Origin of the sequence: Rhodococcus pseudokoreensis, assembly GCF_017068395.1 — a bacterium.
GTDB lineage: Bacteria > Actinomycetota > Actinomycetes > Mycobacteriales > Mycobacteriaceae > Rhodococcus_F > Rhodococcus_F pseudokoreensis.
The window spans coordinates 7,238,196-7,250,401 of sequence record NZ_CP070619.1 but is presented as its reverse complement, the minus strand read 5'-3'; the positions used below and the strand labels follow the sequence as shown (position 1 = coordinate 7,250,401).

Genomic DNA, 12,206 nt, shown 5'->3' with positions numbered 1-12,206 from the left:
GACTTTCTCCTCGGATCGGCGGCCCCGGAACGGGTAGTTCCTGGTACTTCACACCGTAGGAATCGGGCGTTCGCGCACCGTTCGCGCCGACACCCCGCCCGCGAACGGCCCGGCTTCCGCGCGAAGTTTCAGGACCTGCGGCAACCACCAGCGGTCGTCGTGTTGCTCGGCGGCAATCAAGGCGGCATCGAGGGTGGCGCGGGCGGCGGCCGTCGACCCGATGTCGATCTGGACTTCCGCCAGCAGCGAGAGCCAGTACGGCATCCGCGCGAAGGCCCGCTGCCGTCGCAACGCGGCGAGCCCGTCGCGGATCTTCGCGATCCCCGGCTCGCCGCCGACAAGCCGGCCTTCGAGGATCTGCGACCACTGGCTGTAGTAGGCGAAGTGGTAACGCTCGCACAGCTGCCGCAACTCCGTCAGCGAGGCGAGCAGCGCGGCGTCGTCGCCCCGCACCTGGTGCAGCACCGACGCGTATCCCAGCGCCACCGCGAGACTGTACGGATGACCGCAGGTCCTGCCCAGCGCGAGGGCATCCGCGCACGCCTGCTCGGCCGCCTGCGCGTCGCCGATCATCCAGTACGCGTGCGACTCCCACGCGTGGCAATGCACCTCCAGCCGCGTTCCGAGGATGAACGAATAGTCGTCCGCGAACGATCGCTGCGCGATGTCGAAATGCTCGATCGCCTCCCTCGGCCTGCCGAGACCGAGGGCGCCACCCGCCACCGCGAAGTGCGCCTGGCCCTCGAATTCCGGATCCGCCGCGGACAGTTCGAGGGCACGCAATCCGAGTCCGTGGGCCTGCGCGGTGTGCCCCTGCACGAAGTGGACCGCGAACAATCCGATCAGCGCACCGAGCACCACCTTCGGCCTGCGGAGTCGTTGCCCCAACTCCATGGTGCGGTCCAGCGTCCGCTCGAGCGGCGGGGCGGAGTATCCGTACAGGGTGGTCAGCGGCGCCGACATGCCCAGGCGCACGTCCACCTCGTGAGCGTCCCGGTTGCGGCCCACCGGCATCGCCTCGAGAAGGTCGAGGCAGTCCCGGAAGAGCCGTAGGGCGTCGGCGTTCGCGAACACGCCTGCCGCCACCTCGGCGGCGCGCTGCAGATAGTGGAGCGCGCGGTCGGGGCGGCCGCCGCGCCGGTACTGCTCGGCGAGTTGCGCGGCCACGTCGTCGGTGCGGCCGGTGTGCAGAAGTTCGAGTCCCTGCGCCAGACGCCGATGCAGGAGCCAGCGTCGCGGCGGACCGACCGAGCGGTACGCGGCCTCCCGGACCAGATCGTGCACGAAGTCGTACCCGGTGCCCGCAGGCCGGACGATCCTGCGCCGCCACAGTTCGTCCACCGCCTGCACGAGGGAATCTGTGTCCAGATCGCTCGCCTCGCTGAGCAGGTCCAGATCGAAATCCGTGCCGAGGGCCGCGGCGAGGCCTGCGACGTCCCGGGCCGGTTCCGAGCACTGTTCGAGTCGCCGGGCCAGCACCTCGCCGAGGTCGCCGCCGCCCCCGGTCGCATCCGCGCCCGGCACCATCCTGGCGGCCTCCACGACGTACAGCGGGTAACCCGCGGTCGCGGCGTACAGAACCGCTTCCTCCGCAGGATCCAGCACCGGGCCACCGAGGGACCTCGCCAGTTCGGCGGTCCCGTCCGCGGTCAACGGGTCGACCTCGACGTCGGTGACCAGTCGCGCCGACCGGAGGGCCCGCAGCGCGTCCGTCACGTCGCGGCGGGACTGCGCCTCGTCCGTGCGGGCGGTCGCCGCGACCAGTACCCGCTGGTGGGCGTCGAGGGACAGCAGGAACGCCAGCCACGCCGTCGTCTCCGCGTCGCACCACTGCAGGTCGTCGAGGACGAGCAGGACCGGCCGGCCGGGCGACAGCACTGCGCGCGCCGTCCCCTCGAAGAAGCGGTGCCTCTGCCACGCGTCGACCATCGCCCGGGACGTCGCCGGCCGCGGCGCGGACTCGGCGCTCGGGACCAGGCGTTCGACCTCGGCCCTCCACAACGGGTCCAGCGACCCGACCGCCGATCGAAACTCCGGGCTGCGCAGCCACTCGGCGACGGGGGCGAGCGCGACGCGGCCCGGCAGTCCGAAACACCGCGCGGTCGCCACCACTGCCCCGTCGGCGCGAGCGATCTCCGCGAGTTCGGTGGTCAACCGGGTCTTGCCGACCCCCGCATCACCCGAGACGAGCACCAGGCCCTGGCTGCCGTCGAGGGTCTGCCGCCACCGCCGCTGCAATTCCCCGCACTCGCGTTCCCGCCCAATCAGGACGGGCACCGCCGTCCGAACGTGGTCGGGCCGGGGAGCCGGGGCGGGTTGCTCCCCCAGCAGGTTGTCGAACAGCCGGGTGGTCGCGGCGCCCGGCGCGACCCCGAGTTCGGTCTCGAGCACCGCCGCGCACCGGTGATACGTGGTCATCGCGGCCGCCCGGTCGCCCGATGCGGCCTGCAATTCCATCAGTGCCCGGTACCCGACCTCCGCCAGTGGGTCGAGTTGGATGCGACGGCGAGCGCACGCCGTCGCCGTTTCCACCTCACCCGACTCCCGCAGCACCCGCACCGTCGCCTCGCAGAGTTCGACGCACTCGCGGCGCAGCACGTCCCGGTGGTCGAGGACCCAGTCCTCGTACGCCCCGGGCATGAGATCACCGCGATAGGTGTCGATCGCGCGGTCCGCGTGTTCGAGAAATGCCTGGGTGTCGGAATCGGCGAGGGCGGCGAGGGCTGCCGCCCGCTCGTTGCGGAAGGTGTCGACGTCCACCCGGCACGACGGCGAGTCGGTCCACGTCAGCGTCGGCCCGTCTGCGGTCGGCGCACCGTCCGATCCCAGAAGGCCGCGGAGGTTGTGCAGCTCCCGCCGCAGATTGGTGCGGGCCTGCTGCTCGCTCGATTCGGGCCAGAACAGCCCGGCGAGACGGGTCCGGGACTGGGCGAGACCGGCGTGCAGCACGAGATAGGCCAGCAGCGCGATCGCCCGTGACGAGACGGTGCCTGCCTCGACGTCCTCCGGGTCCGACACGCGCTGCTCGCCGAGCAGGTAGACCGTCACCATGACTGACCAGCTCCCGGTCGCGAAACGAGGCGAACTTCCGCGTCCTCATCATCCCATGGTCAGCGGAAGTGCTGGTACAGCGCTTTCAGCTCCCGGATCGCGGCGTCCACCGCGCGCTCGTCCTCACTGACCGAGCGGATCGCCTTCCGCAGCAGGAGGGGGTCGAGGTCGTCGATCGCCGCCCGGAAGTCGGCGTCGGGCAGTCCGGGCAAGGAGGACTCGTCACCGAACCAGTCGTCGACATCGGCTTCGGAGGAGTCGCCCCCGACACCCTCGATCAGCATGTCCAGATCGACGCCGCGCAGCGTCAGGATCTCGAGGGGGTTCTCGTCGATGCGTTCGGTGGTGAGGTACGCGACCGCCGCCGCATGCTTGCACGGCCACCCGTCGTCCGGGCAGGTGCAGTCGTAGTTCAGCGCGGACGCCCCGGCGGGCAGCAACAGGGGGCCGAGCGCCTCCGGAACCCCGCCACCCGCCAGCATCGCCAGACTGCCCGGTTGCCTGCGCACCAGCGCGACCAGTTCGGCGACCTCCGACTCGTCGAGGCGATCGATCGACACGGTCGCGACGAACGGCTGGAGCTGACTGCCCTGGACCTCCCCCGTCACCGTCCCGCCCGCGATCTCGAGCGAGATCACCTGACCGCTGCGCGCGTAACTCCGCCCGCGGCTCATCCGGCCCTTGTCGGCGACGAACTCGATGATGTCGACGAAATTGCGGCCCCACCAGGTACGCCCGAACGATCCCCGCTGCGACCGCGCCTCCAGCCCGCCCGTCACCGGTCGTCGCCGGCCGTACTGACCGAAGTACGGTCCGGGGCGCCGATTCGTCATTCGCCCACCGCCTCGTCGCCGAGCCGCAGCAGTTCGCCCAGCTGTTCGGTGCTCATCTCCGTCACCCAGTTCTCGCCCGTCCCGACAGCGAGATCCGCCAACTCCTGTTTGGTGGCGATCATCGCGTCGATCCGCTCCTCCAGCGTGCCGACGCACACGAGCTTGCGCACCTGCACGTCCCGACGCTGGCCGATCCGGAACGCCCGGTCCGTGGCCTGGTTCTCGACGGCCGGGTTCCACCACCGGTCGAGGTGCACGACGTGATTGGCCGCGGTGAGGTTCAGCCCGGTTCCGCCGGCCTTCAGCGACAGCATCATGATCGGCGGTCCGTCGTCGCCCTGGAACGAGGCCACCATGTCGTCGCGTTTCTGCTTCGGAACACCCCCGTGCAGGAACGGTACGGGGGTACCGAAACGTTCGGCGAGGTACGGGGTGACGAGATCACCGAATTCACGGAACTGGGTGAACAGCAACGCCTTCTCGCCGTCCGCGACGACGGAATCGAGGATGTCCTCGACGAGCCCCAGCTTGCCGGACCGGTGCTGTCCGCGCCGCATCACCGCCGACCCGTCGCGCAGGAAATGCGCGGGATGGTTGCATACCTGCTTGAGTTTGGTCAGGGCGGCGAGGACGGCGCCCTTGCGCTTCATCCCTTTCTTGTCCTTGATCTGCGCCATCATGTCGTCGACCACCGCCCGGTACAGCGCGGCCTGCTCGGCGGTGAGGTTGGCGCGGACCGTCATCTCGAACTTGTCCGGAAGATCGGCGATGACGGCGGGATCGGTCTTGACGCGGCGCAGCACGAACGGGGACGTGACGGCGCGGAGCCGGGCGACGGCCGTCTCGTCCTGCTCCCGCTCGATCGGCACCACGAAACGCTTGCGGAACATCGCCTCCGAGCCCAGGATGCCCGAGTTCGCGAAATCGAGGATGGAGCGCAGCTCGTCCAGCCGGTTCTCGACCGGGGTGCCCGTCAGCGCGACGCGATGCGCCGCCGGGATGCTGCGGGCCGCGCGCGCCTGCCCGGTCTTCGCGTTCTTGATGTGCTGCGCCTCGTCGAGCACCACCCGCCGCCAGTCCTGCTCCTTCAGCTGCGCGACGTCGCGGGCGAGCAGCGCGTACGTGGTGATCACCAGGTCGCTCTGTGTCACGGCGGTGGTGAGGTCGTCACCGCTCAGCCGCTGCGGACCGTGGTGCACCAGCACCCGCAACGAGGGAACGAAGCGGGCCGCCTCCCGCTGCCAGTTGCCGACCACCGACATCGGGCACACCAGCAGCGTGGGCGTGGCGGCGTTCTCATGTGCCAGCAGGGCGAGCAACTGCAGTGTCTTGCCGAGACCCATGTCGTCGGCCAGGACGGCCCCGAGTCCGAGGCGGCTCATGAACACCAGCCAGTCGAGCCCCCGCTTCTGGTACGGCCGCAGCGTGGCGTCCAATCCGTCCGGGGTCGGCACGTCCTGCGGCTTCGTGTCGCCGTCGAGCAGCGCGGCCGCCCAGCCGGTGGCGGTGACCTCCTCGACGGGGAGGTCGGACAGATCGTCCGCGATCAGGTCTTTCAGCAGGTCCACGATGGCGCGGTCGCCGCTGCCGTGCCGCTCGGCCACGTACCGCGCGGCGCGGGAGAGCACCTCCTGATCGGCCCGGACCCACTCACCGCGCAGCCGCACGAGATCGCTCTTTGCATTGACCAGCCGGTTCATCTCCGCGGCGGTGAGCACCGTGTCGCCGAGTGCCAGTTCCCAGTTGTACTGCACCAATTGGTCTTTGCCGACGGACCGGTTCTCCGCGCTGGCCGGGGTGCTCGGCGAGCTCACCCGCAGTCGCATCGACGGCGACGCCACACTCCACGCCCGCGGCAGCAGCAGGCTGATGCCCTTCTCCTTCAACGCCACCGCGCCGTGCCCGACGAGGTCGATGACCACCGCGGTGGGCAGCATCAGGTCGAGACTGTCGGGGTCGCTCGGGACGTCCTGCAGTCGCGGGTAGGCGGCGACAGCCTCGGTCAGTTTGCGAACCCCGGTCTGCAGGCGGCTCACCTCCGTACGGTGCAGCGGAATCGGCACCGGCGCTTCACCTTCCGGCCGCAGGCACACCTGCAGCCGCCACAGCACCGTGTCCGGGTCCCAATCGCCCTCCACGTCCACGTCTTCCGGCTCGAGCAGTCGCAGCACCAGTTCGGGCTCGTCCACCTTCAGGCTGTCGCGCCACCCGTCGAGCGAACCCGCCAGCTGGGCGGTGCCGTCGGCGAAGTCCTCACCCCGAACCAGCGCGTCGATCAGCGGGTGCTCCGGTGCCGTGCCGGAATCGTCGGGGTGCCCGCCGCCCAGGACCCGCCGGGCGACGGGGTCGGTCAACTCGGTCACCAAGTCGTCGAGCACCGCCCGCGGGGTGGTTCCGTGGCGCTGCACCGGGGGCATCGCCACCGACAATTCCGTGAGCCACGCACGCTGCCGTTCGCCGCCGAGGAGCCGCCAGCGCGGCCACCATCCACCCTCCGCCCGGTGCACCTCCGGCACCACGCGTCCCGCACGCACCCAGCGCTCGACGCCGCGCGCCACGTGGGCGAGGTAACGCAGATCCCCGGCGATCCGGGGGTCTCGGGCCGACACCGACAGCAGGAAATCGGTCGCGTCCGGCGGCGCGAGCGCGACCGCGGCCCACTCGAGCATCTCCGGCCCCGACGGGGTCGGCATCGGCACCTTCACGTGATGGCGGAACTTCCGGGCGAGCACCCGCCCGACCGCGTCGGTCGGCTCCTCGGTGGCCGGATTGCGGTCCTCGACCCACAGCATGAGACCCGAACCGGGTGTCCAGAGGCCGTGCAGCATGCACCCATCCAATCAGGCCCGACCGACAGCGGGAGAAGTCCCTGCTCGGGGACTGTAACCCTCGACGACATTCCACCGATGAAGGAGGTGGCGGCTGTCCACGCCGGAATCGACCGGGATCGCTGCCGTTCGTAGATCGCAGTGATCGGAGGAAGACAAATGGACCCTACACAGATGTTGCAAGTTCTCGTTCAGCTCGTTCAGCTCCTCGGACCGTTGATGGGTGGCGGCGGAGGCGGTGGAGGCACAGGCTCCCTAGGTAGCCTGTTCGGCTCCTGAGTTCTCACGAAGAAGGCCCGCCGGCTCCGGTTCGGCGGGCCTTCATCGTGCCCGGATCCGGCCCCCGGTTCGTGATAGGACTGTGGGCGTGAGCATGGCATACGGCTTCAGTGAATACGGCGGCCCCGAGACGCAGCAGTTCTTCGACGTCCCCGTTCCCTCCCCCGGCCCCGGACAGTTGCTGGTCGCCGTCCACGCGGCGGGCGTGAATCCCGCCGATTGGAAGGTGCGTGCGGGAACGCGCAAGGACACTGTCCCGGTCACCCTTCCCGCGGTTCTCGGCCGGGAGGTCGCCGGTGTGGTCGCCGACGTCGGACCCCGGGTGACCGAGTTCGCGGTCGGCGACGCCGTGTTCGGCGCGACCGCCACCGGATTCGGTGGATACACCGAGTACACCCTGGTCAACACGGTCGCTGCGGCACACAAGCCGGACGCGGTCTCGTTCGCCGACGCGGCCACCCTCCCCGTCGCGGCGGGGACCGCGTACGACGCGCTGACCACCCTGGACCTGACGCCCGGCAGCAGACTGCTCGTCGTCGGCGCGGGCGGTGGCGTGGGGGTGGCGGCACTGCAGTTGGCCGCGGCCCGGGACGTCACCGTGATCGGGGTCGCGAGCGAGGGCAAGCGGGAGGTCGTCGAATCGCTCGGCGCCACGTGGGTGGAATCCGGGGACGGACTCGCCGAACGCGTGCCGGGCCCGGTCGACGCCGTCTTCGACCTGGTCGGCGGTGCCGCGCTGGCCGAGGCGGCGCGGGTGGTGACGGATCCGGCGGCGATCATCAGTGTCGGCGACCCCCTCGCGGCACGGGACCTCGGCGGCTCGGGAGTGGAACGGCGCCGCACGTCCGCGGTGTTCGCGGAGGTGGCCGCGCTGGTGGCCGACGGAACCCTCGACCCCTGGGTCGCCCACCGGTTCCCGTTCGCGCACGCCGGTGACGCTCTCGCGACGGTCGAGTCCGGTCACACGAGCGGCAAGGTCGTGATCGAGTTCGGTTAGCGGGTCTGGCTTTCACCCGGTCCGAGGTAGATGCTGGAGAGACGTAGCTGCCGGAAAATCTCGGGAGTCGGTCATGAGCATCCTGATCCAGGTTCTCGAACAGGGGTACGCGCTCACCACCCCGTGGGAGCAACGGAAGTACGCCTTCGTCGATGCCACGCACATCGTCACCATTCGCCTGGACGGGCAGTCGGGCGTGTGGCTCGACGGCATGAAACATGGTGAGGCACACCGGCTTGCGGTCACCCCCGTCGCCAGCGAGGCGATTTTCTTCCTCCTGCGCACGCTGGACCTGCTCGCCGAATGCCGGCAGAGCGGCGGTTCCTGGGTCATCGGTCACGACGGCATGCACGTGTCGTCGATCGCCGCGGTGCGCCTGCCCTTCAGCTGACCTGTCGGGGGCCCGGTGCATACTCCTGGACGGTAGGGGGAGATTTTTCGAGCGCCGGGGGACGCATGAGACTTCTGTACGTGACGGCGTGGCTGGCCGTGATCATGTCGGCCGGCGGCTGCGGGGTGTCGCTGCTCGACCTGGGCGACAGCCCCGCACCGGGCAGCCCGCCCCGCGCGCACATCGAGGAACTGCTCGGGCGGGTCGCCACGGTCGAATCCCGCCCGCACCCCGGCGGATACCAGCGCGGGTGTTCGGGCCGGGAACTGTGTGTCTTCGGACCGGCCTGGACCGACGACCAGGACGCCGTGGGCGGCCACGACGGGTGCGACACCCGCAACAACGTTCTGGCGATCGATCTCCGGTCGGTGGTGTTCCGCGACGGCACCCGCGACTGCGTGGTGCTGAGCGGCGTCCTCGCCGATCCGTACTCCGGTGAGGAGCTTCCGTTCGACAGGGCGGACGCGAAAGCCGTCCAGATCGACCACGTCTACCCGCTGGCGGCGGCGTGGGACATGGGCGCGTCGACGTGGCCGCCCGAGCGCCGGCTCCGGTTCGCCAACGACGTCACGTTCAACCTGCTGGCCGTCAACGGTGCGGACAATCAGGACAAGGGCGACCAGACCCCGCAGGACTGGCTGCCGCCGAATCCGGCGTACCGCTGCTTCTACGCGGGCAAGTACCTCTCGGTGGCGGTGGAATACGGACTTCCGGTGACGCTGGCGGACCGCGACGCGCTCGCCGAGGTGGCGGAGCGGTGCCCGTGATCCTCGGCGCCTCAGGCCACGGTGAACGACCGGGTGTGCCAGCCGGTGGCGCCGCTCGGAACCGGCGGCGTCCGCTCCTCCACCTGCACGTTGCCGTCCAGATCGGTGGCGCGCACCTGGAGGGTGTGCAGGCCGGCCGCGGCCTCCCACTCCCACGTCCACTGCCGCCAGGTGTCGATGCTGTATTGCGGGGCGAGGGTCGCGGTCTGCCATGCGCCGTTGTCGACCCGTACCTCCACCTTCTCGATGCCGCGGTGCTGCGCCCAGGCGGTTCCCGCGACGAGTACCGGTCCGGGCGCGGTGGGTGCGAACGGGGCGGGCACGTCGATCCGGGACGCGGTCTTGATCGGGCCTTCCGCGGACCATCCGCGCTTCGTCCAGTAGGCCTCGGCCTTGTCGAATCGTGTGAGTTCCCAATCCACCACCCATTTGGTGGCCGACACGTAGCCGTAGAGACCGGGGACGACCTGCCGCACGGGGTAACCGTGTTCGAACGGCAGCGGCTGACCGTTCATCGCCACCGCGAGGATCGCGTCGCGGCCGTCCCGCAGTGCCGCGACGGGGGTTCCGGCCGTGAAGTGGTCGCTGCTCGTGGACAGCAGCATGTCGGCGTCGGGGTGTACGCCTGCCTCGTCGAGGATGTCCTTGATGGGGTAGCCGATCCACGTGGCGTTGCCTGCGAGGTTTCCGCCGACCTCGTTGGACACGCACGTCAACGTGATCAGCCGTTCCACGGGCGTCCGCGCGATCAGGTCGTCCCACGAGAGAGTGAGTTCGCGGTCCACCATGCCGTGGATGCGCAGTTGCCAGTCGTCCGTCGTCAGTCGCGGCACCCGCAGGGCGGTGTCGATCCGGTAGAAGTCCTCGTTCGACGTGACGAACGGGGTGCCGCCCGGCACGCCGATGTCGGTGCCCGGGGCGATCGCGGCCGCCCGGTCCGTGACCCCGGGAATCGCGAAGGCGCGGCGGTTGTCCACGGCGCCCGCGACCTGCTGCCCGAGGTAGCGGCCCGCGGCTCCTGCGGCCGCGGCCGTCGCGGCGGCTGCCGCCGCCAGCAGGAGAAAAGTGCGGCGCGGCAACCACGAATCCTCGGAATCCGAATTCTCGGGTGCCCGCGCGGTGGCCGTCAGCACCCGCAGGACCGCGATACCGGCGACGACCCCCACCACGGTCGGCAGCGCATACATCCAGGTGGCGCCGGGACGCTGGGTGGCGGCCACGATTCCCACCAGCCCGAGCACCGCGAGGATCGCGCTGCCGAACGGGGCGCGGGGGCGCTCGACGATTCCCGCGATCGCGGCGAGGAGCACGATGAGGATCGTCATGCCCACGAACAACGCGGGTTTGTCGTTGGTGCCGAACGTGTGTATCGCGAACTCACGGGCCCAGGCGGGGCTGCGGTCCACCGTCGTCGATCCGACCGCGTAGAACGGCGACGAGTTCGGGTCGATCAGCGCCGCCAGCAGTTCACCCACTCCGAGTACCATGCCCGCGGCGATCACTCCGGCGAGCGCGCGCGAGAACAGGTGCCGCCGTCTCCGTGGCGTCCGCGCCGCCTCGTGCCGGTCACCGATCGTGGTAGTCATCGCAGCCTTGCTCCTTTGCCGTCGTCACCGTGTATTCGGAGCTGAGAACGCGCACGGATGGGAGCCCACCACTAGTATTTACCGGATGAACCAGCTCGACAAAGACACTCTTCTCTGCATCTCACTCTCCGGTCGTCCGAGCAACATCGGCACCCGGTTTCACAATTATCTGTACGGCGAGCTGGGCCTCAATTTCGTGTACAAAGCCTTCACCACCAACGACCTCCAGGCCGCGGTCGGCGGCATCCGGGCGCTGGGGATCCGCGGCGCCGGCGTCTCCATGCCGTTCAAGGAGCAGATCATCGACTACGTCGACGTGATGCACGAGTCGGCATCGGTCATCGAGTCCGTCAACACGGTCGTCAACGAGGACGGGGTGTTGCACGCCTACAATACCGACTACCAGGCCATCGCGAACCTGTTGCGCGACAACGCGTTGCCCCACTCGCTGTCGGTGGCGGTGGCCGGGAGCGGTGGCATGGCCAAGGCCGTCGTGGCCGCCGTGCGCGACTACGGGTTCACCGACGTCACCGTGATCGCCCGCAACGAGAAGACGGGCGGCGCCGTCGCGAAGCAGTACGGATTCGCTTGGCAGCCCGAACTGGGCGCGGCGCGGCCGGGGCTGCTGATCAATGCCACCCCGATCGGAATGGCGGGCGGCCCCGAGGCCGAGGATCTGGCATTCGAGCTCGACGCGATCGACGCGGCGGACGCCGTGTTCGACGTGGTCGCGATGCCCGCCGCGACGCCGCTGATCCGGGCGGCGGCCGAACGTCACAAGACCGTCATCACGGGCGCCGAGGTGATCGCGCTGCAGGCCGCGGAACAGTTCGTCCTCTACACGGGTGTGCGCCCGTCCCCCGAAGAGATCCGCAGGGCCTCCGAGTATTCACGGTCGTGAGGTGAGCACCGCCGAGACACCCGCCCAGCGGCTCGCACGCAATTTCAGCGAGCTACTGCAGGAACTCCGCGTCGCGCAGGCCGGTGTGCAGATCCTGTTCGCCTTCCTCCTCGCGGTCGCCTTCACCGAGGCGTACGAGGAGCAGCCGTTCGGCCTCCGCATGCTGCATCTCGTCACGGTGCTCCTCGCGACGGTGTCCTCGGCGCTCCTCATCGCCCCGGCGGTCTGGCATCGCGTGCTGTTCCGTCAGGGCCGCCGGGCCGACATCCTGCGCAAGGCCAACCTGTTCGCGCTGTGGGGTGTCGGATTTCTGGCCGCCGCCATGACCGGCACCGTGATCCTGATTGCCGAAGTGGCAGTGGGCGGTCCGGTCGCGATCGTCATCGGCGTGGCGGCCGCGCTGATGTTCGCGACGCTGTGGTTCGCGCTGCCCCGGCTTTTCAATCACCACGCCGACGGCGAGGACTAGGTCCCGCCGTTCCGCTGTCCGTGAGCTGTTGCCCGACAACATCCTTCCCACCGGCCGCTCCCCCGCTCCCACCCCCGGGACCCGTCGCGCCCCTGTCCGGCCGT

General features: G+C 69.9%; 9 protein-coding genes. 5 read left to right on the top strand and 4 right to left on the bottom strand.

Annotated features, from left to right (window positions below):
* Positions 1-48: 48 nt before the first annotated feature.
* From JWS13_RS38195 to JWS13_RS38185, 3 genes are read right to left on the bottom strand one after another with little or no spacing between them, the layout of a single operon-like run.
* The gene (locus tag JWS13_RS38195) at positions 49-3,051 is read right to left on the bottom strand and encodes an AAA family ATPase (protein ID WP_206010488.1); all 3,003 of its coding nucleotides are present in this window, start codon (positions 3,049-3,051) and stop codon (positions 49-51) included.
* Between the two features lie 59 nt (positions 3,052-3,110).
* Positions 3,111-3,884 (bottom strand): SWIM zinc finger family protein, encoded by a 774-nt coding sequence (locus tag JWS13_RS38190; RefSeq protein ID WP_206010487.1) that lies wholly within the window; start codon positions 3,882-3,884, stop codon positions 3,111-3,113.
* The gene (locus JWS13_RS38185; protein ID WP_206010486.1) at positions 3,881-6,712 is read right to left on the bottom strand and encodes a DEAD/DEAH box helicase; all 2,832 of its coding nucleotides are present in this window, start codon (positions 6,710-6,712) and stop codon (positions 3,881-3,883) included. The genes JWS13_RS38190 and JWS13_RS38185 overlap by 4 nt, the downstream gene beginning before the upstream one ends.
* 373 nt (positions 6,713-7,085) lie before the next feature.
* Here JWS13_RS38185 and JWS13_RS38180 point away from each other — a divergent pair, with 373 nt between their 5' ends.
* The 3 genes from JWS13_RS38180 (at position 7,086) to JWS13_RS38170 (ending at position 9,146) form a co-directional block, all read left to right on the top strand.
* Complete coding sequence (locus JWS13_RS38180) at positions 7,086-7,988, top strand: NADP-dependent oxidoreductase (protein WP_206011901.1); 903 nt, start codon at positions 7,086-7,088, stop codon at positions 7,986-7,988.
* Between the two features lie 73 nt (positions 7,989-8,061).
* Positions 8,062-8,379, top strand: a complete 318-nt coding sequence (locus JWS13_RS38175) for a hypothetical protein (RefSeq protein WP_087558530.1) — start codon at positions 8,062-8,064, stop codon at positions 8,377-8,379.
* A 65-nt stretch (positions 8,380-8,444) separates the two neighbouring features.
* On the top strand, positions 8,445-9,146 hold the full coding sequence (locus tag JWS13_RS38170) for an HNH endonuclease family protein (RefSeq protein WP_206010485.1): 702 nt from the start codon (positions 8,445-8,447) through the stop codon (positions 9,144-9,146).
* A gap of 11 nt (positions 9,147-9,157) precedes the next feature.
* On the opposite strand, the gene JWS13_RS38165 is transcribed toward JWS13_RS38170, so the two are convergent.
* Entirely contained in the window at positions 9,158-10,732 is a 1,575-nt protein-coding gene (locus JWS13_RS38165) for a molybdopterin-dependent oxidoreductase (RefSeq protein ID WP_206010484.1), read from the bottom strand.
* 85 nt (positions 10,733-10,817) lie between these two features.
* On the opposite strand from JWS13_RS38165, the gene JWS13_RS38160 reads away from it, so the two are divergent.
* Complete coding sequence (locus tag JWS13_RS38160) at positions 10,818-11,633, top strand: shikimate 5-dehydrogenase (RefSeq protein WP_206010483.1); 816 nt, start codon at positions 10,818-10,820, stop codon at positions 11,631-11,633.
* A 1-nt stretch (position 11,634) separates the two neighbouring features.
* Positions 11,635-12,102 (top strand): DUF6328 family protein, encoded by a 468-nt coding sequence (locus tag JWS13_RS38155; RefSeq protein WP_206010482.1) that lies wholly within the window; start codon positions 11,635-11,637, stop codon positions 12,100-12,102.
* Positions 12,103-12,206 lie beyond the last annotated feature (104 nt).